Here is a 22,150-nt window from a genome sequence, read left to right on the forward strand (position 1 = left end):
GAAGGTACACACCGTACGCATCGCGCAGCAGGGTTCTCCGGCCCTGTCCCGCACCTGAATAACCCTGGAAGGGGTACATCTAAGTGAAGGCACTCCGCTTCGGCCGCCACGCGGCTATCGCTGTCATCGCAGTCGGCGCACTCGCGCTCAGCGCCTGCGGTTCAGACAACGCCACGGGCACCGCTCCTGCCGGCAACCAGTCCGCCGCCGGCCCCAAGGTCACCGGCACGCTGACCGGCATCGGCTCTTCCGCCCAGGGCGCCGCCATGGACGCGTGGAAGACCAACTTCGCCTCCGCCAACTCGGGTGCCACCGTGCAGTACTCCCCGGACGGCTCCGGCGCAGGCCGCAAGGCCATCCTCGACGGCTCGGCCCAGTTCGCCGGCTCGGACGCGTACCTGAAGGACGATGAGTACGCCTCCTCCAAGTCCGTTTGCGGGCCCGACGGCGCCATCAACGTCCCGGTCTACATTTCCCCGATCGCCGTGGCCTTCAACGTTCCCGGCGTGACGGACCTCAAGCTGGACGCCACCACGGTCGCAAAGATCTTCCGCGGCCAGATCGCCAAGTGGAACGACCCCGCCATCGCCGCCCTGAACGCAGGCGTTTCGCTGCCCGACCTGAAGGTCACCCCGGTGAACCGCTCCGACGATTCGGGCACCACCCAGAACTTCACCGATTACCTGGCTGCCGCAGCTCCCAGTGTCTGGACTGACAAGGCTGCAGGTATCTGGCCTGCCAGCCTGCAGGGCGAAAATGCCAAGGGCACCTCCGGCGTCGTCAAGACTGTCACCGACACCCCGGGTGCCGTGACCTACGCTGACGACTCCGCAGTGAGCGGCAAGCTGGGTGTTGCCCAGATCAAGGTGGGTGATTCGTTCACCAAGATCTCCGCGGATGCTGCCGCCAAGGCAGTGGATGCCGGCAAGCCCGTTGAAGGCCGCGCCGCCAACGACCTGTCCATCAAGCTGGACCGCACCACCACCATCGCAGGGGCGTACCCCATCGTCCTGGTGTCCTTCCACGTCCTGTGCACCACGTACGACAAGCAGGAGACCGTTGACCTGGTCAAGGCCTTCGAGCACTACGTAGTCTCCGACGAGGGCCAGAAGGCTGCTGCAGACTCGGCCAAGTCTGCTCCGCTGTCCTCGGACCTGGCAGCCAAGGCCGTCAAGGCCATCGACTCGATCAAGGTCAAGTCCTAGCAAACGCTGCAAAACCGGGTTCCCCGCCTGCCGGAAGGCAGCGCGGGGAACTTGGCATTGCATCCGCTTCCTCCATCAAGCAACGAACCGAAGGGCCGTCGAATGACCGCCACCACCCTGACCAGTACCCAGGGCGCCGGACGCGCCGGCGACAAAGTCTTTTCCGGCGCCACGCTGGCGGCCGGCTGCCTGATCCTCGCCGTCCTCTTCGGCGTCGCGCTCTTCCTGGTGGTCCAGGCAGTTCCCGCCCTGACCGCACCCGCCGACAAGATCCAGGGCGGCCAGGGCTTCTTCGCCTACATCTGGCCCATCGTGATCGGCACACTGATCGCCGCCGTCATCGCGCTGGTGATCGCCACGCCCATCGCCATCGGCGTGGCACTGTTCATCTCGCACTTCGCACCCCGCCGGCTTGCTTCCGGGCTGGGCTACGTGGTGGATCTCCTCGCCGCCATTCCGTCCGTGGTCTATGGCGCCTGGGGTGCTGCCTTCCTGGCCAAGGAAATCGCCCCGGCCTATGGCTGGCTCGCGGCAAACATGGGCTGGCTCCCCATCTTCCAGGGCCCGGCCTCCAGCACCGGCAAGACCATCCTCACGGCGGGCATCGTCCTGGCGGTCATGGTCCTGCCGATCATCACGTCACTGTCCCGCGAAATCTTCCTGCAGACCCCCAAGCTGCATGAGGAGGCGGCGCTGGCGCTGGGCGCAACGCGCTGGGAAATGATCAAGATGGCAGTACTGCCCTTCGGCCGTCCCGGCATCATCAGTGCCATCATGCTGGGCCTGGGCCGCGCCCTGGGCGAGACCATGGCCGTTGCCCTGGTGCTCTCCTCCGGCGCCCTCACCGCCAGCCTGATCCAATCCGGAAACCAGACCATCGCGGCCGAGATTGCCCTGAACTTCCCGGAAGCCAGCGGCCTCAAGGTCAGCACCCTGATCGCCGCCGGCCTGGTGCTGTTCTTCATCACCCTGGCCGTGAACATGATCGCCCGCTGGGTCATCACCCGGCACAAAGAATTCTCGGGAGCCAACTAAATGACCTCCACGCTCACCCCCGTCCGCAGCAAGCGGTCGGCGCTCACGAAGGGTCAGCTGCCCAAGTACGCACCCTATGCCGTGCTGGGCGCCGCCCTGGTGGTCGGCGCCGCCATCCTGGCCCTGATTGGTTTCAACGCCTTCGGCTGGGGTGTGGTCTCCGCGCTGCTGTTCGCCACTGGCCTGGTGTCCTGGAGCGCTGTGGTGGAGGGCTCCCGCAAGGCCAAGGACAAGCTGGCCACCTGCCTGGTGGTCGGCTCATTCCTCGTGGCGCTGCTTCCCTTGGTCTCAGTGATCTGGACCGTGCTGGTCAACGGCATCCCGGGACTTATCACGCCCGGATTCCTCACAACTTCCATGAACGGCGTCACCGGCGCCTTTGACAACAAGGCCGTGGAAACCGGTGCAGCCGTGCGGGGCGGTATCTACCACGCCCTCCTGGGCACCGTGCAGATCACCCTGTTGGCCACGGTCATCTCCGTTCCGGTGGGACTGCTGACCGCCATCTACCTGGTGGAGTACGGCCAGGGCGGCCGCCTGTCGAAGGCCATCACGTTCTTCGTTGACGTCATGACGGGTATTCCCTCCATCGTGGCCGGCCTGTTCGCTGCCGCGTTCTTCTTCGTTGTGGTGGGGCCGGGCACAAAAACCGGCGCCGTGGCCGCCGTCGCGTTGTCGGTGCTGATGATTCCCGTGGTGGTGCGCTCCAGCGAGGAAATGCTGAAGATCGTGCCCAATGAACTCCGCGAAGCGGCTTACGCCCTGGGCGTCCGCAAGTGGCGCACCATTCTCAAGGTGGTTATTCCGACGGCGATTTCCGGCATCGCATCCGGCGTCACCCTTGCCATCGCCCGGGTCATCGGTGAGACGGCGCCCATCCTGGTCACCGCCGGTTTTGCCACCAGCATCAACTCCAACGTGTTCGGTGGTTGGATGGCCTCGCTGCCCACGTTCATCTACACCCAGATCCTCAACCCCACCTCGCCCTCAAACCCGGACCCGTCTTCACAGCGGGCCTGGGGAGCGGCGCTGGTGCTGATCATCCTGGTCATGGTCCTGAACCTGGTGGCACGCCTGGTCGCACGGATCTTCGCCCCCAAAACAGGCCGCTGAGCGCTTCCCGCTCCGGCCCTAGACTCAATTTCTATCCAGTAACTGAAGGAACACCATGTCTAAGCGCATCGACGTCAAGGACCTGAACGTGTACTACGGCGATTTCCTCGCCGTAGAGGACGTCAGCATCAACATCGAGGCCAAGTCCGTCACCGCGTTCATTGGCCCGTCCGGCTGCGGAAAGTCCACCTTCCTCCGCACCCTGAACCGCATGCACGAGGTAATCCCCGGGGCCAGGGTGGAGGGTGAGGTCCTGCTGGACGGTGACAACCTCTACGGTGCCGGCGTGGACCCGGTGACGGTCCGCTCGCAGATCGGCATGGTGTTCCAGCGCCCCAACCCGTTCCCCACGATGTCCATCCGCGACAACGTGCTGGCCGGGGTCAAGCTGAACAACAAGAAAATCTCCAAGGGCGAGGCAGACGTCCTGGTGGAGCGCTCGCTGAAGGGTGCCAACCTGTGGAACGAGGTCAAGGACCGGCTGGAGAAGCCGGGCTCCGGCCTCTCCGGCGGCCAGCAACAGCGTCTCTGCATCGCCCGCGCCATTGCCGTGGAGCCGCAGGTGATCCTCATGGACGAGCCCTGCTCCGCCCTGGACCCCATTTCCACCCTCGCCATCGAGGACCTGATCAATGAGCTCAAGGACCAGTACACGGTGGTGATCGTCACCCACAACATGCAGCAGGCTGCACGCGTGTCCGACAGGACCGCGTTCTTCAACATCGCGGGCACCGGCAAGCCGGGCAAACTGATCGAGTACGGCAACACGCACACGATCTTCAGCAACCCTGTCCAGAAGGCCACCGAGGACTACGTCTCAGGCCGTTTTGGATAAGCAGCTGTCCGTTCGCTGCCAACCAATCCCATTTAGTACGCTAGCCTAGATACTTTGATTTCTAGTAGTAAGCCAGCTAAAGGAGTTCGGCAATGACGCAAACGGCCAACGGCGGCGTGCGCCCCCAGCTTACTGTTTCCTTGTTTGGGACCGCACAGGCGCAGCCCGATGCTGCTTCGGCGTCGACATTTGCCGCCGCTGCAGGCCTGGCGGGTCCACTTGCCGCCGGTCCACTGGCCCCGGAGCTTGAACCCCACATTGCGCTGGCCGTTGCCGGAGCGGAGGATGAGGGCGACGTGCTCTCGGAGGTCTGGCGGACCAGTTCGCACCTCGAAAGCGTGCAGTGGGAACTGGACAACGCCCTGGAGTCGCTGCGTCAGGCGGTCCGCAAGGCCTCCGCGGCTGGAGTGGCACAGGATGAGCTGTGCGCGGCTGCGAACCTCACTGCGCAAGAGTTGGCAGACGTCCTGGCAGCCGGCCCGGCGGGTCCCGCGGTTCCCCAGCTCTAGCCGGCCCCGGCTTTAACCAGCCCCCGTTCCACGCGGACCGGCTCCGTGCCCCGGCGGATTTCGTGCCGGCCCCGGTTGCTGCGGCCGCTCAGCCCACCGCGGCGTGGCTACTCCGGGACTTCCAGCTGGAACCCGCAATGGCAGCGCAGGACCCTGGTGGGCAGGGACACGGCATTGAGGCCGCTGCCCGTGTTGCTGCTGCGGTAGCAGAGCCGTTCCACCTCGAATTCCGCTTCCTCCATGGGGTAACCGCAATGGATGTAGTCGTCCCCGAAGAGGACCACCTTGGCCATCCAGCGGACCTGGCTCAGGGCAGCGGCGACGTCGGTGGCGTAGGCGGTGTGTTCCTGGAACAGGCTGCAGTCGTTGCAGGTGTAGGAGACCGTCACCAGATCCCCGCCGGCGGCACCAATGGCCGTAATGGCGTGAATCGTCAGTTGCGTTTCGGTTCCGCAGGCCTCGCACTGGAGCTGCCGGGGCTGGGGCAGTGGGCCGCGGGAATACGGGAGAGACATGATGCCTGGCTTTTCCGCGTTGTGCATCCGGGCCGCCGTGTTGCTGCAGCGGCGCCCGTCCACGGCCCTGCACCCGGCTGGGACGGCCCGTCCCCGGCATCAGTGGCCGGAGGCGCACTTTGAATCTACGTCACTGCCACGGGAGCTGTACAGGGCTGGGCTCTGCAGGGTTGGCCGCTGGACGGCAGGGCCAGCAGCTGCCGTTTAGCCAGGTATGGGGGACAACGCCAGCGCCAGCACGAAGGCGAGGGCGCAGGTTGCCAGGGGAGTCAGGGCCCAGAACCACAGGATCCTGATGACCAGTTTCCTGTTGGTCACGGAAAAGTGCTGGTTTTCCCCCGCCCCCAGCGCACCGGCGGTCACCGTGTGGGTGGTGGAGAGCGGCCAGTGCAGGGCGATGGCGCCCACAAAAAGCATCAGTGCGCTGAAGGTCTGGGCCACGGACCCGCGCAGGGGGTCGATCCGGGTGATCTTGTAGCCGATGGTGTGCGAAATCCGCCAGCCGCCAAGAAGCGTGCCGGCCGTCATCATCACGGCGGAGAGCGCCGCCACCCAGGTGGGGATCCCGCCGTCGGAATAGCCTGCGGCCAGGAGGGCCAGCAGCAGGACGGCGCTGACGCGCTGTCCGTCCTGCAGCCCGTGGCCGAAGGCGACTGCCCCTGCGGCCACGGCCTGGCCGCGGCGGAACCGCTGGTTCACGACGTTGGGCTGGGTATAGCGGGCCACCCACGTGGCGGGATACACCAGGAGGAAGGAACCGCTGTAGGCCACGAGCGGGGACAGCACCAGGGGCAGCACCACCTGGAACAGGAGTGACTGGTCCACCCCGGCGACGCCCGGTCCTCCGATGGCCAGGCTTGCCAGGCCCGCGCCGGCCAGGCCGCCCACGAGGGCGTGGGTGGATGAGGCGGGGATGCCGCGGCGCCACATCAGCAGGCCCCAGGCGCAGGCGCTGGCCAGCCCGGCAACGAGGATGTTGAGGCCGTCCGTACCGTGCGGGAGGTTGATCCAGCTCTGGCTGGCGGCGACCGCGAGCGAGGCGCTCAGCAGGGCGCCCACAAAGTTGAAGAACGCGGCCAGGAGCACGCCCACGCTAGGGGTGAGGGCCCTGTTGCGCACGGCAAGGGCAACCGAAGTGGACGCATCGCGGAAGCCGTTGAGGAACGCGAATCCCGCAGCCAGCAGGACCACCGCGGTGAAGATGGCTGCCGCCACCTCAGGACTCCTTGACGATGATGCTGCCTACCTGGGTGGCCACCCGCCGCATATCCTTGGTGACCTCCACCAACTGGTTGGCGATGTCCCGGTTGCGGGAGTACTGGGCCCACTTCATATCCGCGATCATGTCCGCCACCCAGACGCGGTGCGTCCGCTCGGCCCGCTTGGCCAGGCGGAGGATCTCGATCCAGTAGTCCTCGAGGTCGTCAAGGTTGTTCAGCCTGCGCATGGCGTCCACCGTCAGGTCGGCCTGCCGGCTGATGATCTCCAGCTGGTCCGCGGCGCGCTTGGGCAGGCGGTCCAGCTTGTAGAGCGCCACCAGTTCCGCGGCGGCGTCCATCTTTTCCATGGCCTCGTTGAGGTACCGGGACAGTGCGTACATGTCCTCCCGGGGAAGGGGGTTCACAAAACTGGTCCGCATATGCGTCAGCAGGGCAAAATGCAGCTCGGCGGACTTCGCCTCGATGTTGTGCATGTCCTCCACGAGCTTGGCGTGGCCGTCCGCGGGTACGCCAAGGATCTCGGCCAGGGTGGCGGTGGCCAGCACGATCTGTTGTGCCATCTGCGAGAGCAGGTTCAGCCCTGCGGGCTCCTGGGGAAAAAGGCGCAGCTTCACGTATTTACCGGTCTCCGGGGACTCATCAAGGCGGGGGTCGCGGCCGTGTGACTTGACGCCGGCGCGCAACACCTGCCTACTCTACCGGCCAGTCACAGAACGCCCTGAATTGGCCACCCGGATGAGGGCAGAAAAATGGTGCCGAACCGGATACGCCTCTCGGCGGTAGGCCGCTCTAGGCGGCTAATTGTTGAAGCCCGGGGGTTTCGCGGCTCGGCACCGGTTTCAGTCTTCTACTTCACCCGGCCCAAGTCAATCTTGACAGCGGCGGCCGGCGTCGTCCCCGAATCGCGCTCCGGGGACCGGGAAGGTATCAGTCCAGCTCACCCAGGCGCCACGCGTTCGCAGCGTGTTCCAGGTCTTCGGCGGTCTTCACCAATTGATGGGAGTTGCGGGTCAGTTTGCTGGCATGTGCCTCGTTGGCGTGATCAGCGCCGTCGGCAAGGGTGGCCTGGCCCAGGGCCACGACACGGCAGAATGCGGCGGAACGTTCCAGTGCGACGTCGAAATCGCCGTCGAACGCGCCGGAGAGGATGGCATCGGCCATGGCGCGCATTTCATCGGCGCCCGGCGGTTCGGCGGCGCCGGCCACCACGTTGGAGACCTGCGCGGTGTCCCTGCCCGCACGGAAGTAGACGGAGATGCGTTCGGGGTCCTGGACGGTGGCCGCGCGGAGTGCGTAGAGCCGCCACAGGGCGCCGGGGAGGGAACGGGCAGGGCTTTCCGCCCACATCTCGGCGATGGCGTCCAGTCCCTGTTCGTCGGCGAGCTTGACCAGGCGTTCGGTGATCACGGGATCGTCGCTGTCACGGCCATGGCGGACCAGGGCCTGGGCGGCAAGGTGGGCGGCCTCCGAGACCCGGGCGGGGTCGGCCCCGCCGGCGAAGGGTTCGAAGTCCATCGGCGCGAAAGGTTTGGGCTTGTGGTGCCGGTTGGCGCCGCCGTAAGGACTGGTTCCTGCTTGCTCGCTCATGCCCCCCACGCTACTCCTGTGCCGCAGCGGAAATCGAGCATCTGCCGGGCCGCACGGGGATGGACGGTTCGAAGCCCCGCAAAGGAGTCTTAGGGCTGCGGAAAGCGCCTTGACCAGGGGCAGGAACGCACGACGCCGGGGCGCGGGACATGTGACAAAGCCGCCGGAAGCATGGGTTAGAGTATTAACGTCCAGAAATGGATTGGGCCGGACGGGTGGACACAGCGTGTCCGACTGGCCGGCAGGGGCCTTTAGCTCAGTTGGTAGAGCATCGGACTTTTAATCCGTGGGTCGTGGGTTCGAGCCCCACAGGGCCCACCCACAGGGAATCGCGGTGTCCGCCCGGAGTCAGGGCGGACACCTTTCCATTACCCCCGGGACACGGGATCACCCCATCCGTCCCACAGGGCACGGGGAACACGGCAGCAGGCACAATAGGCACATGCCGAAAACCAGCAAGGGCCGGATGCCGCGCCTGGAAGACGTGGCCAAGGTGGCCGGTGTCTCGCACCAGACCGTCTCCCGCGTGGTAAACAACCACCCCAACGTCAGCCAGGCGACGCGCGAAAAAGTCGAGGCGGCCATTGCCGAACTGGGGTACCGGCGCAACACTGCGGCCCGGAGCCTGGTCACCCGCCGCTCGCAGACCATCGGCGTGCTGGCCAGTGAACTGTCCCAGTACGGCCCGGCCAACACCCTGCTGGGGGTTGAGCAGGCAGCCCGCAACGCCGGGTACTTCGTCAGCATCGCGGCCCTCCGGGAAGTCAGCCGGGAGGCGATCTCCGATGCCGTGGGCCATTTCATGGACCAGGCCGTGGATGGAATCGCCGTCCTGGTGCCGCATGCGGACACCCTCGAAGTACTCGAGCAGTTGAACCTTCCCGTGCCCGTCGTGGCGGTGGGCTCCACCGGCAGCGCCTCGGTCAGCGGGGCAATGGTGGACCAGCGCGCGGGCGCCCGGCTCGCCGTCGAACACCTCATCAAGGAAGGTCACCGGAAGATCGGACATGTTGCCGGGCCGCCGGACTGGACGGACGGCGCTGAACGCGCGGAGGGGTGGCGCGCCGCGCTCCGGGAGGCAGGCCTGGACGAATCCCTCCTGGTCGAGGGCGACTGGAGCGCGGGCAGCGGCTACGCCATCGGCCGCCGGCTGGCGTCAGGCCTGACGGCCACGTCCATTTTCGTGGGCAATGACCAGATGGCCCTGGGTCTGCTGCGCGCGTTCACCGAAGCAGGGGTCAAGGTGCCCGATGACGTCTCCGTAGTGGGCTTCGATGACCAGCCGGAAGCGGGGTACTTCACGCCGCCGCTGACCACCGTCCACCAGGACTTCGAGGAGTTGGGCCGGCGCTGCATGGACATCATGCTCAAGGAGATCGAGTCCGGCGCCGCGGTGAGCTCCACCGTGGTCCCGCCCGAACTGGTCCTGCGCGCCAGTACCGCCGCCCCCGGCACGCCGCCGCCCGCATTGTCATAGCCAGCCTGGCTGGCCACCGACCTGCCCACTGCCGGCGTCAGCCTCGCCGGGGCACCTTCACGTCCGGAGGGAGGCCCGTGCCCTTCCCCTGAACCGGCCCCACTGGGCAACGGCGGCGGCCGCCAGCAGTGCCGCGGCCGCGTGCAGGTAAAGCATCAGGTGCAGCGACTGCGCCTCAGGGGCGGTTGGCGACGACGGTACGTCCGGCGCAGGGAGTCCGCCGTGCATGTGGTCCGGCAGCGGGACGGCGCCGGCAGTGGAGAAGGCGGCCAACGCCAGGTGCAGCAGCTGCTGCGCGACGGCGGACGCCACCAGGATGGCCCAGCCGGGGAGCCGTGCGGGCGCCAGGTGTCCCAGGAGCACGGCGGCCAGAGCCACAAGCGCCGCCAGCGCCACCACGAGAGGGGCTGCCGGCGACTGGCCTCCGCCGCCAAGGTGTGCGGCCAGTCCGAGGCCCGCGGCCAGGGGGCCTGCCAGCCAGGTGGGGGCACCGGTATGGCCGCGCGGGGAGACTGCCTGCATGCTTTCCATCACTCCGCCCCTCCTGCCGTGCCCGGTCCTCGATGGTTCCTACCCATCCCGGGCGGGGTGAACCAGGCGGGGAAGGCTAATGGCCGAAGTGCGCCTGCGGAGCGCCCTCCGGCAGCTGTTCCAGGATGTCCTCTGCCACCTTGCGCACCTTGATGTTCCGGTGGCTCGAAGCCTTGGCCAGGATGGAGAATGCTTCCTGGTAGGAGCACCTGTTCTGCGCCATGATCACGCCGCAGGCCACATTGATGGACGTGCGGCTGTCAAGGGCCGAGCGGAGGTCCGTGGCCAGTGAGCGGGCCGCGTGCAGGTTGACGGCCATCTGCAGGCTCTTGGTTGCCAGAGCCGCAAAGCTGCGTGCTTCGGCAATGACCTGCAGCGGGAAGGCTTTTGCGTCGGGTGCGAAGAAGGCAAGCACTGCTCCCGGCTGGCCTCCTTCACTGCGGCCGGGACGTCCGTCTTCCCGGGGAACTGTTGTGTCGCCAGGAGCTTCGGGTTCCAGCCGGAGCCGCACCGCCAGGGCACTGCCATAGCCGGCGGACTGCAGCTGGCTGGAGTAACGCTGCCAGCGGAAGTCCCCGTTCCTCTGGAGCACTGCAACGGGGTGGCCGCCGGCCATGACGTCGGTGACCGGGCCTTCGGCCGCGTCCTGTTCCCAGTCGAGCAGGCGGACCACTTCCTCGCTGGTGCCGGTGATGGCCGGGCTGCGCTTGGGCTGGTGCAGCACCACCCCGCACCCCACCTCCAGTCCTGCCGTCCTTACCACATGCCCCGCCGAGGCCTCAGCCAGCAGGTCCAATGAGTCGGCTAGGGACTGGGTGCCATTGACCAGGTCCAGCAGGAGGGCCGGGTTCCCGGGTGTGCCGTGCCCGTGGCTGCCTGCCGCGTGCAGCTTCGCGTGGACCCTGTGGCCTGCGGCGGGTGCAAGAGGGCCGGCGACGGCTGGGGGAGAGCCCTTGGTCTCGAAGGACTCCTCGTCGCCGGCCCCGCCTATCACCCGGATCCTTTGGACCGGGAAGCCTGGGCCTACCTGTCGTGCGCGCATTGCCAGTCTCACACCCCCTAGTGAGCCAAGTACCGAGAGCCAACAGGCCTTGTCTCTGAGAAAAACTTAAATCCCGGCAAACTCCAGGTGAACGCGTAGCTGGTACCTGTTTTTTCGATTAGGTAGTACTTGGACGCGCGGTCCCAAGGGCCCCTGCGGATGTTGCCGCAGGTCGGATGCGTTCGGCCCGTTAACAGCGCTGTGAAAGTCCGCTAAGGCCGCCGCAAACAAAACACTTGACTCTGCAGGCACTGGCTTCAAGAATGTTTTCTATAACGTTGTAAAAATCGAACCGAGGATGCCTTCGTGACCCTGCCACAACCCGCCGCCGCCACAATCACCATCGACCCCTCCTTCACCGTCGGGCCCGTCCGCCGCCGGACCTTCGGTGCTTTTGTGGAGCACCTGGGCCGGTGCGTCTACACCGGCATCTTTGAGCCGGACCACCCGGACGCGGACGAAGACGGCTTTCGCCGGGACGTGCTGGAACTGACCCGGGAACTGGGCGTGTCAACGGTCCGCTACCCGGGCGGCAACTTCGTCTCCGGCTACCGCTGGGAGGACGGCGTGGGCCCGGTGGACCGGCGACCGGTGCGCCTTGACCTTGCCTGGCATTCCACGGACCCCAACACTGTGGGCGTGGACGAATTCGCCAAATGGTCGGCCAAGGCCGGGGTGGAACCCATGATGGCCGTGAACCTCGGCACCCGTGGCACCCAGGAGGCGCTGGACCTTCTGGAGTACTGCAACATCGACGGCGGCACCGCCCTTTCGGAACAGCGCCGCGCCAACGGCGCCGAAGACGGCTACGGCATCAAAATGTGGTGCCTGGGCAACGAAATGGACGGCCCCTGGCAGATCGGGCACAAGAACGCCCTCGAGTACGGCCGGCTGGCCGCGGACACCGCCCGCGGCATGCGCATGATCGATCCTGACCTGGAACTCGTGGCCTGCGGCAGTTCGGGACCCACCATGCCAACCTTTGGGGAGTGGGAGCGGGTGGTGCTGTCCGAGACCTACGACCTCGTGGACCTTGTCTCCGCGCACCAGTACTTCGAAGACTTCGGCGACCTCCAGGAACACCTCGCCGCCGGGCACAAGATGGAAGCCTTCATCCGCGACATCGTCAGCCACATCGACCACGTGAAGTCCGTGAAGAAATCCACCAAACAGGTGAACATCTCCTTCGACGAGTGGAACGTGTGGCACATGAGCCGGGACGAGTCCCGGGTACCCACCGGCAAGGACTGGCCGGTGGCGCCCGTCCTGCTTGAAGACACCTACACGGTGGCGGACGCCGTGGTGGTGGGCGACCTCCTGGTCACGCTGCTCCGGAACACGGACCGCGTCCACTCGGCCAGCCTGGCCCAACTGGTCAACGTCATTGCGCCCATCATGACCGAACCCGGCGGCCGGGCCTGGAAGCAGACCACCTTCCACCCCTTCGCCCTGACCTCCCGGCATGCCTCCGGCACCGTGCTGCGGCTCGCCGTCGAATCCCCGCTTGTCAGCGGCGGCAAGACGGCGGACGTCGCCGCGCTGTCCGCCGTTGCCACGTTTGATGCGGACAAGGCTGAAGCCGTGGTGTTCGCCGTCAACCGGTCGGCCGCCGAAGCCCTCACCCTGGACGCCGCGGTGGCCGGCCTGGGCAACGTGCGGGTGGTGGAGGCTGTCACCTACGCCAACAAAGACCCCTACTGGCAGGCCAGCGCCGATGATTCCACCTCAGTCCTGCCCTCGGACAACGGCACGGTGAAGGCTGAAGGCGGCCGGCTCACAGCGGAGCTTCCCGCCGTTTCCTGGTCCATGATCCGGCTGGCTGTGGAGGGCTGAACGGCCCTGCGCGGGGCCGCCGCCGTTCCTGTGACGACGGCGGCCCGCAGGTGGGAGGATGGACGGCATGGAACTGCACATCACAGGGGACCCTGCCGCGGACAAGTTGTTGAGTGAGGACGCCTTCGCCCTGCTGACCGGCATGCTGCTGGACCAGCAGGTGACCATGGAGTCCGCCTTCGCCGGGCCGGAGAAAATCAGGACCCGGATCGGTTCGGTGGATCCCGCCGCCATTGCCTCGCATAATCGCGCCGCCTTCGTGGAGATGTTCAAGGAACGGCCTGCAGTCCACCGCTTCCCCGGGTCCATGGCCGCCCGCGTGCAGGCGCTCGCGGAGGCGGTTGAGAACGAGTGGGACGGCGATGCCGCCGCCATCTGGACCAAGGGCTCGCCGGACGGCGCCGAGGTGCTGCGGAGGCTCAAGGCCCTGCCTGGCTTCGGGGAGCAGAAAGCCAGGATCTTCCTGGCACTGCTGGGCAAGCAGCGTGGCCTTGACGCGCCCGGATGGCGCGAAGCTGCGGGCCACTACGGTGAGGAAGGCAGCTACCTGTCCGTGGCGGACATTGTGGACCCGGAATCCCTGGCCAAGGTACGGGCCAGCAAGCAGGCGGCCAAGGCCGCGGCGAAAGCAGGAAAAGAACGTTAATGGCAGTCACCATGAACGACGTCGCGAGGGCTGCAGGCGTGTCCCTCAAGACCGTCTCCAACGTCCTGAACGACTACGAATTCATCCGGCCGGCCACCAAGCAGCGTGTGCAGGACGCCATCGCGGAACTGGGCTATGAGGCAAACCTGACCGCCCGGAGCCTCCGGTCCGGCAAGACCTCCATGCTGGGCCTGGTCCTGTCCGACCTCTCCGCGCCGTACTACGCGGAGCTGGCCTCCAAGCTGATGAAGGCCGCCGCCCGCCACGGCTACCGGGTAATGGTGGAGCAGTCCGACGCCGAGCCGGGCGTTGAACTCGGCGCCCTGCAGGGAACCTTCCGGCAGCTCACCGACGGCCTGCTGTTCACGCCGCTGGTGGCGGATGCGGAGTCCATCGCCGCACGGGCCGGCACCAAGCCCCTGGTGATGCTCGGTGAGCACATCATGGACCCGCGCTTCGACCTGGTCACCATGAAAAACGAGGAAGCCGCAGCGGCGTTGACGGCGCACCTGCTGGCCGGCGGCCGCCGTCGTATTGCCGTGATCGGGGCGAATCCCGGGGAATCCTCCGGAAGCGCGGGCCTGCGCCTGAACGGGTACCGGAAGGCGCTCGAAGACGCCGGCGTCCCGTTTGACCCCGCCCTGGTGGCGCCTGCGGAGTGGCGCCGGGACACCGGGGCTGCCGCCGTGGCCGGGCTCCTGGCTGCCGGCGTGGAGTTCGACGCGGTCTTTGGCCTCAATGACGTGCTGGCGCTTGGCGCCCTGCACGAACTGCTGATCCGCGGCGTCAAGGTCCCGGAGGACGTGGCCGTCGCCGGGTTCGATGACATCGACGAAGCCCGGTTCGCGTCGCCGTCCCTGACCACCGTCGCGCCCGGGATGGAGGAGATCGCCGAGCGCTCCATCGGCCTGCTGCTGGACCGGATCGCCGGGCGCGAGACCGCAGGACAGGGTGTGCACGTGGAGGCCGGGTTTGAGTTGAGGATCCGGGAGTCCGCACCCTAGATTCTGCGTATGCAGGTTTTGCCCGTGCCGCCGGCGGGTACAGCCATGGCACCGGTTCACGATTCGGAAAGGTGCCCCCATGATTTCCCTCCTGGTCATCGACATGCAGAACGCATTCTTTGAGACACCGGAACTGGCAGCCCAGCAGGAACGGGTGGTCCGTGAGTGCAACCGACTCTTGGAGGGGTTCCAGGCGGCCGGACACAAGGCGCTCCTGGTGGGTACCGAGCACGAGCGGGACAAGTCCACCTGGACCCTGAGCATGCTGGACGACGACCAGGGATTCATCTTCCGCGGCAGCCGGCAGGCCGAATCGGTGCCGGGCCTCATCACCGGGGACCTGCCCCAGCTCAACAAGACACGGGACAGCGCCTTCGTGGGCACCAACCTGCTGGCCCGGCTCCGGAACTGGGGTGCCGGTGAGGTGGTGCTGGCCGGCGTCTCAACGCACAACTGCATCGCCCAGACCGCCGCGGACGCCTTCGCACACAACGTCCGGGTGACCTATGCCAAAGACGCCATGGCATCCGAAGCCGACCAGGACGCCGCCGACATGCTCCGCATCCTTTCCGCCACCTACCGCCAGCCTGTGCAGTCCAGTGATGACATCCTGGCCCGGTTGAGTGAGTCATAGCAGGACCGGCATCCAGCCTTTCTTGATGGCCCGGAAACGTGGCGGAAACCTGACGGGCCTACGCTGTCCACACGCCCCGCACCGTCGAAGGGAACCCCATGCACCTGATGCCGCGTGAGCAGGAGAAGCTCCTGATCGTGGTGGCCGCCGACCTCGCCCGCCGGCGGCAGGCCCGGGGCCTCAAGCTCAACTACCCGGAGGCCGTGGCCATCATCAGTTATGAACTGATCGAAGGGGCCCGTGACGGCCGGACCGTGGCCGACCTCATGAGCTACGGCACCACCCTGCTCACGCGCGGGGACGTCATGGAGGGAGTGCCCGAGATGATCCACGACGTGCAGATCGAGGCCACGTTCCCCGACGGCACCAAGCTGGTCACCGTCCACAACCCCATCCGCTAAGGAGCGCTGCAATGATCCCAGGGGAGTACGTGCTCCGGCCGGAACCCGTGACCGCAAATGCCGGGCGGGACGCGATTGAGGTGGCCGTGACCAACACCGGCGACCGGCCGGTGCAGGTGGGGTCGCATTTCCACTTCGCCGAGTCCAACGCGGCCCTGGCCTTCGACCGCGATGCCGCCTACGGCCGCCGGCTGGACATTCCCGCGGGAACGGCGGCCCGGTTTGAGCCGGGGGACTCCCGCAGCGTGCGGCTTATTGAACTGGCCGGGACCCGCGAGGTCTACGGGCTCAGCAACGCGGTCAATGGAAGGCTCGACGGCGGCACCCGCCAAAGCGGGCCTCTTACGGAAGGGGACGGCGAGTGAGCTTCGACATTCCGCGCCGGCAGTACGCCGACCTTTACGGACCAACCACCGGGGACAAAATCCGCCTGGCGGACACCGAACTCTTCCTCGAAATCGAGAAGGACCTCACCGTCTACGGCGAGGAGGTGGTCTTCGGCGGCGGCAAAGTGATCCGCGACGGCATGGGCCAGAACGGCCAGGCCACCCGCGACGGGGACGGCCAGCATGAAGACATTCCGGACACCGTCATCACCAACGCCGTGATCCTGGACTACACCGGCATCTACAAAGCGGACGTGGCGCTGAAGGACGGCCACATCTTCAAGATCGGCAAGGCCGGAAACCCGCAGATCACCGACGGCGTGGACATCGTCATTGGTTCCAGCACCGAAATCATCGCCGGGGAACGGAAAATCCTCACCGCCGGCGGAATCGACACCCACATCCACTTCATCTCCCCGGACCAGGTGCCCACCGCCCTGGCCAGCGGTGTGACTACCATGATCGGCGGCGGGACTGGCCCCGCCGAAGGCACCAAAGCCACCACGGTCACCCCCGGGAAGTGGCACATCCAGCGGATGCTGCAGGCCGCCGAGGCGTTCCCCATGAACATCGGCCTGTTCGGCAAAGGCCACGCGTCCGCCGTCGAACCCCTCGCCGAGCAGATCCGCGCCGGCGCCATCGGGCTGAAGGTCCATGAGGACTGGGGCGCCACCACCTCCTCCATCGACACCTCGCTGAGCGTCGCTGACGAGTACGACGTCCAGGTGGCCATCCACACCGATACCCTGAACGAGTGCGGGTTCGTGGAAGACACCATCCGCGCCATCAACGGCCGGGTCATCCACACCTTCCACACCGAAGGCGCCGGCGGCGGACACGCCCCGGACATCATCAAGATCGCGGGCATGCCCAACGTCCTGCCCGCCTCCACCAACCCCACGCTGCCGTACACGCGAAACACCATCGAAGAGCACCTGGACATGCTGATGGTCTGCCACCACCTCAACCCGGACATCCCCGAGGACGTGGCCTTCGCCGATTCACGCATCCGCGCCGAAACCATCGCCGCCGAGGACGTCCTGCAGGACCTGGGTATCTTCTCCATCACCTCCTCCGACTCCCAGGCCATGGGCCGGGTAGGCGAAGTTATCACCCGCACCTGGCAGGTGGCGGACAAGATGAAGAAGCAGCGCGGGGTGTTGGAAGCTTCCGACGGCGGTGTCCACGGGTCCGGGGACAGCGACAACTTCCGGCTCAAGCGCTACGTGGCCAAATACACCATCAACCCCGCCATCGCGCAGGGCATCGCGGACTCCGTAGGGTCGGTGGAAGTGGGCAAGTTCGCGGACCTGGTGCTGTGGGACCCGGCATTCTTCGGCGTCAAACCGGAACTGGTGCTTAAGGGCGGCCAGATCGCCTACGCCCTGATGGGCGACTCCAACGGGTCCATCCCCACCCCGCAGCCGCGCACCATGCGTCCCATGTTCGCCACCTTCGGCAAAGCGGTGCAGCAGTCCTCCATCACCTTCCTGTCCAAAGCAGCTATCGACGCCGGCGTGCCCCTCGAACTGGGCCTGGAGAAGGTCATCCGGCCCGTCTCCGGAATCCGCAACCTCACCAAAGCCGACCTCAAATACAACGACGCCACGCCCGACATCCAAGTGGACCCCGAAACCTACCAGGTCACGGTGGACGGCGAGGACGTCACCTGCGAACCGTCCGACGTGCTGCCCATGGCCCAGCGGTACTTCCTCTTCTAGTCACACCCAGAAAGAAACCACGTGATCATCGAACGGATCCTCGGCAACCTCCACGACCTGCCCGACGCAGACCTCGCCGCCTACGCCGGCCTGCACCGCGAAAAAGTCGTCCTGCCCAGCACCTCCCTGGTCAAACGCATCCAGCGCGCCACCACCGACCACGGCAAGGAAATCGGCATCCGCCTCCCCGCCGGGTCAGGAGACCTCCGCGACGGCGACATCCTCCACGTCGAAGAAACCAACATGATCGTGGTGTCCGTCCTGCCCACCGACGTCCTGGTCATCGCGCCGCGGACCATCCACGAAATGGGCGTCACCGCACACTCCCTCGGCAACCGGCACCTCCAGGCACAGTTCTTCGACGCATCCTCGGAATACGAGGCAGAGGTCATGGTGTGCGCCTACGATCACACCGTCGAGGACTACCTCCGCCACAACGCCGTGCCCTACACCCGCCAGGAACGCGTCATGCCTGTGCCCTTCCGCCATGCTGAACACAGTCACTAATTCAACGCCTTCGGCTGCGTCGGCTGGGGAAGGCGCGGGGGCTTCGGCGGGTGATAGGGGCCGTGCCCGCTTCGCGGTGCCCGCCACGCCGCGGCCCCTATCACCCACCTCCGCCGGATTGGGCGCGTCCGTCGCCTTGGGAGCGCGGTTATGAGTTACCAGCTTGCTCTTCAGCAGCTCACTGACTCTGCTCTTCCTACCGGGGCTTTTGCTCACTCTTTTGGGTTTGAAACGTACATCGATCGGGAGCTCGTTTTTGATGAAGGGTCTTTCGGGCTCTGGCTCGGTGCCTTCGTCGGCCAGCAGCTGACTTACTCCGATGGGCTTGCTGTTCGGCTGTTCTATGAGGGCGCTGAACTTGCGGAGCTCGATGCGTTGCTTACTGCCTCTCTGTTGCCGCGGCAGGTTCGGGAGGCCAGTGTGAAGATGGGCGGCCGGCTGCTGGAGATTGGTGGGGAGGTGTTTCCTTCGCCTGCGCTGGAACTGTACCGGGACCTGGTGGCCACGGGCCGCGCCGCCGGCCACCAGCCGCTGGCATTCGCCGTCGTCGCCCGCTCCCTAGGCGTTCCACTGCAGGAGGCGCTCGCCGCCTACCTCTTCGCCACCGTCACGTCCCTCACGCAGAACGCCGTCCGCGCCATCCCGCTCGGCCAGAACGCCGGGCAGCGGGTGCTGCGGAAGGCACACGACGACGTCGCTGCCGCCGTCGACCGGATCGCGCACCTGACGCCGGACGACCTCGGCGCCGTCAGCCCCGGACTGGAAATTTCGCAAATGCGGCACGAACGCCAGCGTGCCCGGATGTTCATGAGCTGACCGTGCTCGTGACCTAGGAGGAAACCATGACTGAACCCATCAAAATCGGCATCGGCGGCCCCGTCGGCGCCGGCAAAACCCAGCTCGTGGAGCGGCTCACCCGGCACATGAGCGGCGACATCTCCATGGCCGCCATCACCAACGACATCTACACCATCGAGGACGCCAAAATCCTCGCCGCCAACGGCGTATTGCCCGTGGACCGGATCATCGGCGTCGAAACCGGCGGCTGCCCGCACACCGCCATCCGCGAGGACACCTCGATGAACACCGCCGCCATCGAGGAACTCAAAGCCCGGCACCCCGACCTGCAGGTCATCTTCGTCGAATCCGGCGGCGACAACCTCTCCGCCACCTTCAGCCCCGAACTGGTGGACTTCTCCGTCTACATCATCGACGTGGCCCAGGGCGAGAAAATCCCCCGCAAAGCCGGCCAGGGCATGATCAAGTCCGACCTCTTCATCATCAACAAAACCGACCTCGCACCCCACGTCGGGGCAGACCTCGCCGTCATGGAACGGGACTCCAAAGAATTCCGCGGCAACAAACCGTTCTGCTTCACCAACCTGAAAACCGACGAAGGGCTCGACAAGGTCATCGACTGGATCCGGCACGACGTCCTGATGCTCGACCTGGCATGAGTACGACGGCGGTTGGGTCACCTCAAGCAGGCACCTCGCCGGGGCCAGCGCCCGCAGGTGGGGTCGCTTCCGGCGCTTCGCCAAGGATAGGGGGCCGTGCCCGCTCCGCGGTGCCCGCCACGCCGCGGCCCCCTATCCCCGGCTCCGCTCGCGCTGACAAGTCACCGATGGGGCGGCTTGAGCTGGGCGTCAGTTCCCGGGGTGGCCGGTCGGTTGCCTTGCATCAGTTCCACGAGGGGGCACTTCGGGTGCTCCGGCCGTATTACCTCGATGACTCCGGGCAGGTTTGTTATGTCGTCGTGAATCCTGGTGGGGCTTATCTTGGGGCCGATCTCTTTCTCATTGATGTGGAGGTGGGGGACTCTGCCTCCCTCCTGTTGGCCACCCAATCTGCGACCAAGGTCTACCGGACTCCCGGGTCGTTTGCGGAGCAGCGGATGTCTGTGCGGCTGGGGGAGGGGGCCCGGTTGGAACTCAGGCCGGACCAGCTCATCGCCTACCGGGAAGCAAGCTATCGGCAGAGGACGTCCGTGACCCTGCGGCCCTCGTCATCGCTGGTCATGGCCGAGGTGGTCACCCCGGGCTGGTCCCCGGACGGGGCTGCTTTCCGCTATGAGGAGGTCCGGTTGCGGAACGAGGTCTGGGTCGATGCCGCTGGCAGTGACCCGCAGCTCCTGGCACTGGACAACCTGCTGATCCGGCCGCCGCTTGGTGACGTCACCGGCCTTGGCTTCATGGAAGGCTACAGCCACCTCGGATCGCTGGTGGTGGTGGATCCCCGGGTGGACCAGGCGCTCGCCGACGAACTGCACCTGCTGACCGCTGACCACCACGCCCTGACCGGCATCTCGCTGACCCGCACTGTTTCGGGGACCACCGGGCTGGTGCTGCGGAGCCTCTCCAACAGCACCGATGAACTGAACCGCCTGCTTCGATCCTGCACTGACCTGCTGCGGCACCGGTGGTTCGGGCAGGGACCACTGAACCTGAGGAAGCATTAAGTGACCAGCATCGCTGCACTGTACCGGGACCGGGACTCGCTGCCGCTCCGGACCCGGGCGCTCGTCACCTTTGGTGCCGTGGCCGCGCTGCACGCTGCCGCCGTCGTCCTTCTCCTCGCCGGGAACGCCGTGGGCGGCGGGGCGCTCTCCTGGGGACTTGTCCTCACCGCCTACCTTGCCGGGGTCAAGCACAGCTACGACTGGGACCATCTGACCGCCATCGACAACTCCACCCGGAAGTTCGTGGCACAGCGGCAACATCCGGTGAGCGTGGGCTTCGCGTTCAGCCTGGGCCACAGCTCGGTGGTGACACTCGCCGGGGTGCTGGTGATCGCCGGTTCGTCCATGGTTGGCGGCCTGATGGAGGACGGTACGGCCGGCAATATGTTGCTGGGGCTGATCGGCAGCGGTGTATCCGGGCTGTTCCTGCTGGCCATGGGGCTGTTCAACGGCTCGGCCTTCACCCGCTCGGCCGCTGCCTTCTGGCGCTCCCGGTCCGGAGCAGCCATTGATCCCCGCGACCTGGAACCGCAGGGACTGGTGGCGCGCCTGCTGGCCGAACCCCTCGCCAGGGTGCGCCGGCCCCGGAACATCTACGTGATCGGCTTCCTCTTTGGGCTGGGTTTCGATACCGCCACCACCATCGGGCTGCTGATGATGACGACGGCGGCGTCGCTGGCCGGGGTGCCCCCGTTCGCCCTGCTCGCCCTCCCGCTCGCCTTCGCAGCCGCGATGACGCTGTGTGATTCGGTGAACGGCATGGCGATGATGCGGATGTACCGCTCGGCACTGGCCGACCCGCGGCGGAAGCTCGGCTTCAATGCTGTGGTGACGGGCATCTCGGCGGTCTCGGCCCTGTTCATTGCCGTGATTACTTTGGCCGGCTTCATTCATGCCGCATTCGGCCTGCATGATCCGGTGACGGCTTGGCTTTGATCGATCGACCTGGGCGACGCCGGCCTGCTGCTGGTGGCGTTGCTGCTGGCCGTCTGGGGCGCTGCCGCAGCGGAAAGCAGGGTGACTTAGGCCGCGATCCCGCCCTTGGTTTTCCGGTGCTGCCGGTGACGTGCCGGCGCAAGGCGTGAGTGCGCACCGGCAAGCACTTCGCTGCCGTCGGGCACAGTGCTGTCGGTGTCAAGGTGGGCGCCGTGCTCAATCAGGACGCTCGAGCCGATCCTTGAGTGGCTGCCGATGTTGACGCGGTGGCCGATTACTGTGCCCCGGCCAATGCGTACGCCGTCGCCGATCACGGTCCGGTCTCCGATGATCGCGTCCCGGTCAATCCAGCTGCCGTGGCCGATACGGCACCCTGCACCCACCCTGGCACCGTGCTCGATGTAGGTCATGGGGCCGATCCTGGCGCTGTCCGCCACCATGGCTCCCGGGGCGATCAGCCCACCGCCGTTGTCGTGGCGGGCATACCGGGTGACCTTGCCGGCGTCGTCCTCAAATGACACAAACTTTGCGGTCATACCATCCCTCGTTAACGCC

The 22,150-nt window shown here is 66.4% G+C and carries 24 protein-coding genes, 1 tRNA gene and 1 pseudogene; 19 read left to right on the forward strand and 7 right to left on the reverse strand.

What is annotated here, in order from left to right; translation table 11 throughout:
* Positions 1–83: 83 nt before the first annotated feature.
* The 5 genes from pstS (at position 84) to ACTJK0_RS10215 (ending at position 4,697) form a co-directional block, all read left to right on the forward strand.
* Positions 84–1,205: a phosphate ABC transporter substrate-binding protein PstS gene (gene pstS / locus ACTJK0_RS10195; RefSeq protein WP_110542382.1), complete on the forward strand. Its 1,122-nt coding sequence runs from the start codon at positions 84–86 to the stop codon at positions 1,203–1,205.
* A gap of 102 nt (positions 1,206–1,307) precedes the next feature.
* Positions 1,308–2,240 (forward strand): phosphate ABC transporter permease subunit PstC, encoded by a 933-nt coding sequence (pstC, locus tag ACTJK0_RS10200; RefSeq protein WP_440745067.1) that lies wholly within the window; start codon positions 1,308–1,310, stop codon positions 2,238–2,240.
* Entirely contained in the window at positions 2,241–3,353 is a 1,113-nt protein-coding gene (pstA, locus tag ACTJK0_RS10205) for a phosphate ABC transporter permease PstA (RefSeq protein WP_110542384.1), read from the forward strand.
* 55 nt (positions 3,354–3,408) lie between these two features.
* Positions 3,409–4,188, forward strand: coding sequence for a phosphate ABC transporter ATP-binding protein PstB (gene pstB / locus ACTJK0_RS10210; RefSeq protein ID WP_110542385.1), 780 nt, complete (start codon positions 3,409–3,411; stop codon positions 4,186–4,188).
* A 92-nt stretch (positions 4,189–4,280) separates the two neighbouring features.
* Positions 4,281–4,697, forward strand: coding sequence for a hypothetical protein (locus tag ACTJK0_RS10215; protein WP_440745068.1), 417 nt, complete (start codon positions 4,281–4,283; stop codon positions 4,695–4,697).
* 107 nt (positions 4,698–4,804) lie between these two features.
* On the opposite strand, the gene ACTJK0_RS10220 is transcribed toward ACTJK0_RS10215, so the two are convergent.
* The 4 genes from ACTJK0_RS10220 to ACTJK0_RS10235 all read right to left on the reverse strand — a co-directional run bounded on the left by ACTJK0_RS10220 (position 4,805) and on the right by ACTJK0_RS10235 (position 8,019).
* A complete protein-coding gene (locus ACTJK0_RS10220; protein ID WP_110542554.1) occupies positions 4,805–5,212 on the reverse strand; it encodes a hypothetical protein in 408 nt (135 codons plus the stop codon).
* Between the two features lie 204 nt (positions 5,213–5,416).
* A complete protein-coding gene (locus tag ACTJK0_RS10225) occupies positions 5,417–6,427 on the reverse strand; it encodes an inorganic phosphate transporter (protein ID WP_110542387.1) in 1,011 nt (336 codons plus the stop codon).
* A 1-nt stretch (position 6,428) separates the two neighbouring features.
* Positions 6,429–7,046 carry a DUF47 domain-containing protein gene (locus ACTJK0_RS10230; protein WP_440745104.1) on the reverse strand — a complete coding sequence of 206 codons (618 nt, stop codon included), beginning with the start codon at positions 7,044–7,046 and terminating at the stop codon, positions 6,429–6,431.
* A gap of 313 nt (positions 7,047–7,359) precedes the next feature.
* Complete coding sequence (locus ACTJK0_RS10235) at positions 7,360–8,019, reverse strand: hypothetical protein (RefSeq protein ID WP_440745069.1); 660 nt, start codon at positions 8,017–8,019, stop codon at positions 7,360–7,362.
* A 245-nt stretch (positions 8,020–8,264) separates the two neighbouring features.
* Here ACTJK0_RS10235 and ACTJK0_RS10240 point away from each other — a divergent pair.
* Positions 8,265–8,337: transfer RNA gene (locus ACTJK0_RS10240), tRNA-Lys, on the forward strand.
* A gap of 124 nt (positions 8,338–8,461) precedes the next feature.
* The gene (locus ACTJK0_RS10245; protein WP_440745070.1) at positions 8,462–9,496 is read left to right on the forward strand and encodes a LacI family DNA-binding transcriptional regulator; all 1,035 of its coding nucleotides are present in this window, start codon (positions 8,462–8,464) and stop codon (positions 9,494–9,496) included.
* 57 nt (positions 9,497–9,553) lie between these two features.
* Here ACTJK0_RS10245 and ACTJK0_RS10250 read toward each other — a convergent pair whose 3' ends face one another.
* Positions 9,554–10,027 (reverse strand): hypothetical protein, encoded by a 474-nt coding sequence (locus tag ACTJK0_RS10250; protein ID WP_440745071.1) that lies wholly within the window; start codon positions 10,025–10,027, stop codon positions 9,554–9,556.
* A 76-nt stretch (positions 10,028–10,103) separates the two neighbouring features.
* Positions 10,104–11,069, reverse strand: a complete 966-nt coding sequence (locus tag ACTJK0_RS10255) for an ANTAR domain-containing protein (RefSeq protein ID WP_110542391.1) — start codon at positions 11,067–11,069, stop codon at positions 10,104–10,106.
* 306 nt (positions 11,070–11,375) lie between these two features.
* On the opposite strand from ACTJK0_RS10255, the gene arfA reads away from it, so the two are divergent.
* The 12 genes and pseudogenes from arfA to ACTJK0_RS10315 all read left to right on the forward strand — a co-directional run bounded on the left by arfA (position 11,376) and on the right by ACTJK0_RS10315 (position 21,685).
* Positions 11,376–12,902: an arabinosylfuranosidase ArfA gene (arfA, locus tag ACTJK0_RS10260; RefSeq protein ID WP_110542392.1), complete on the forward strand. Its 1,527-nt coding sequence runs from the start codon at positions 11,376–11,378 to the stop codon at positions 12,900–12,902.
* Between the two features lie 58 nt (positions 12,903–12,960).
* Positions 12,961–13,548: an HhH-GPD-type base excision DNA repair protein gene (locus tag ACTJK0_RS10265; RefSeq protein WP_440745072.1), complete on the forward strand. Its 588-nt coding sequence runs from the start codon at positions 12,961–12,963 to the stop codon at positions 13,546–13,548.
* Positions 13,548–14,552, forward strand: coding sequence for a LacI family DNA-binding transcriptional regulator (locus tag ACTJK0_RS10270; protein WP_110542394.1), 1,005 nt, complete (start codon positions 13,548–13,550; stop codon positions 14,550–14,552). Before ACTJK0_RS10265 ends, ACTJK0_RS10270 begins: the two co-directional genes overlap by 1 nt.
* 79 nt (positions 14,553–14,631) lie before the next feature.
* Positions 14,632–15,186, forward strand: a complete 555-nt coding sequence (locus tag ACTJK0_RS10275; protein WP_440745073.1) for a cysteine hydrolase family protein — start codon at positions 14,632–14,634, stop codon at positions 15,184–15,186.
* 98 nt (positions 15,187–15,284) lie between these two features.
* The gene (locus ACTJK0_RS10280) at positions 15,285–15,587 is read left to right on the forward strand and encodes an urease subunit gamma (protein WP_110542396.1); all 303 of its coding nucleotides are present in this window, start codon (positions 15,285–15,287) and stop codon (positions 15,585–15,587) included.
* 11 nt (positions 15,588–15,598) lie between these two features.
* The gene (locus tag ACTJK0_RS10285; RefSeq protein WP_110542397.1) at positions 15,599–15,952 is read left to right on the forward strand and encodes an urease subunit beta; all 354 of its coding nucleotides are present in this window, start codon (positions 15,599–15,601) and stop codon (positions 15,950–15,952) included.
* On the forward strand, positions 15,949–17,694 hold the full coding sequence (gene ureC, locus ACTJK0_RS10290) for an urease subunit alpha (protein WP_440745074.1): 1,746 nt from the start codon (positions 15,949–15,951) through the stop codon (positions 17,692–17,694). Before ACTJK0_RS10285 ends, ureC begins: the two co-directional genes overlap by 4 nt.
* Positions 17,695–17,715: 21 nt before the next feature.
* Positions 17,716–18,201, forward strand: a complete 486-nt coding sequence (gene ureE / locus ACTJK0_RS10295; protein WP_440745075.1) for an urease accessory protein UreE — start codon at positions 17,716–17,718, stop codon at positions 18,199–18,201.
* A 150-nt stretch (positions 18,202–18,351) separates the two neighbouring features.
* Positions 18,352–19,017: an urease accessory protein UreF gene (locus ACTJK0_RS10300; protein WP_440745076.1), complete on the forward strand. Its 666-nt coding sequence runs from the start codon at positions 18,352–18,354 to the stop codon at positions 19,015–19,017.
* Positions 19,018–19,043: 26 nt separating this feature from the next.
* Entirely contained in the window at positions 19,044–19,658 is a 615-nt protein-coding gene (gene ureG / locus ACTJK0_RS10305; RefSeq protein WP_440745077.1) for an urease accessory protein UreG, read from the forward strand.
* Between the two features lie 167 nt (positions 19,659–19,825).
* Positions 19,826–20,659 carry an urease accessory protein UreD gene (locus ACTJK0_RS10310; RefSeq protein ID WP_440745078.1) on the forward strand — a complete coding sequence of 278 codons (834 nt, stop codon included), beginning with the start codon at positions 19,826–19,828 and terminating at the stop codon, positions 20,657–20,659.
* Positions 20,660–21,685: pseudogene (locus tag ACTJK0_RS10315) on the forward strand (HoxN/HupN/NixA family nickel/cobalt transporter). It begins immediately after the preceding gene.
* Here ACTJK0_RS10315 and ACTJK0_RS10320 read toward each other — a convergent pair.
* The gene (locus ACTJK0_RS10320; protein WP_440745079.1) at positions 21,682–22,131 is read right to left on the reverse strand and encodes a transferase; all 450 of its coding nucleotides are present in this window, start codon (positions 22,129–22,131) and stop codon (positions 21,682–21,684) included. The pseudogene ACTJK0_RS10315 and the gene ACTJK0_RS10320 overlap by 4 nt on opposite strands.
* Between the last annotated feature and the right edge of the window lie 19 nt (positions 22,132–22,150).

Source organism: Paenarthrobacter sp. 22069 (assembly GCF_052046035.1).
GTDB lineage: Bacteria > Actinomycetota > Actinomycetes > Actinomycetales > Micrococcaceae > Arthrobacter.

Coding starts and splice junctions, on each gene's coding strand:
- pstC (WP_440745067.1), top strand. CDS start 1,308: ATGACCGCCACCACCCTGACCAGTACCCAGGGCGCCGGACGCGCCGGC.
- pstA (WP_110542384.1), top strand. CDS start 2,241: ATGACCTCCACGCTCACCCCCGTCCGCAGCAAGCGGTCGGCGCTCACG.
- pstB (WP_110542385.1), top strand. CDS start 3,409: ATGTCTAAGCGCATCGACGTCAAGGACCTGAACGTGTACTACGGCGAT.
- ACTJK0_RS10215 (WP_440745068.1), top strand. CDS start 4,281: ATGACGCAAACGGCCAACGGCGGCGTGCGCCCCCAGCTTACTGTTTCC.
- ACTJK0_RS10220 (WP_110542554.1), bottom strand. CDS start 5,212: ATGTCTCTCCCGTATTCCCGCGGCCCACTGCCCCAGCCCCGGCAGCTC.
- ACTJK0_RS10235 (WP_440745069.1), bottom strand. CDS start 8,019: ATGAGCGAGCAAGCAGGAACCAGTCCTTACGGCGGCGCCAACCGGCAC.
- ACTJK0_RS10245 (WP_440745070.1), top strand. CDS start 8,462: ATGCCGAAAACCAGCAAGGGCCGGATGCCGCGCCTGGAAGACGTGGCC.
- ACTJK0_RS10250 (WP_440745071.1), bottom strand. CDS start 10,027: ATGGAAAGCATGCAGGCAGTCTCCCCGCGCGGCCATACCGGTGCCCCC.
- ACTJK0_RS10255 (WP_110542391.1), bottom strand. CDS start 11,069: ATGCGCGCACGACAGGTAGGCCCAGGCTTCCCGGTCCAAAGGATCCGG.
- ACTJK0_RS10265 (WP_440745072.1), top strand. CDS start 12,961: ATGGACGGCATGGAACTGCACATCACAGGGGACCCTGCCGCGGACAAG.
- ACTJK0_RS10270 (WP_110542394.1), top strand. CDS start 13,548: ATGGCAGTCACCATGAACGACGTCGCGAGGGCTGCAGGCGTGTCCCTC.
- ACTJK0_RS10275 (WP_440745073.1), top strand. CDS start 14,632: ATGATTTCCCTCCTGGTCATCGACATGCAGAACGCATTCTTTGAGACA.
- ACTJK0_RS10280 (WP_110542396.1), top strand. CDS start 15,285: ATGCACCTGATGCCGCGTGAGCAGGAGAAGCTCCTGATCGTGGTGGCC.
- ACTJK0_RS10285 (WP_110542397.1), top strand. CDS start 15,599: ATGATCCCAGGGGAGTACGTGCTCCGGCCGGAACCCGTGACCGCAAAT.
- ACTJK0_RS10300 (WP_440745076.1), top strand. CDS start 18,352: ATGAGTTACCAGCTTGCTCTTCAGCAGCTCACTGACTCTGCTCTTCCT.
- ureG (WP_440745077.1), top strand. CDS start 19,044: ATGACTGAACCCATCAAAATCGGCATCGGCGGCCCCGTCGGCGCCGGC.
- ACTJK0_RS10310 (WP_440745078.1), top strand. CDS start 19,826: ATGGGGCGGCTTGAGCTGGGCGTCAGTTCCCGGGGTGGCCGGTCGGTT.
- ACTJK0_RS10320 (WP_440745079.1), bottom strand. CDS start 22,131: ATGACCGCAAAGTTTGTGTCATTTGAGGACGACGCCGGCAAGGTCACC.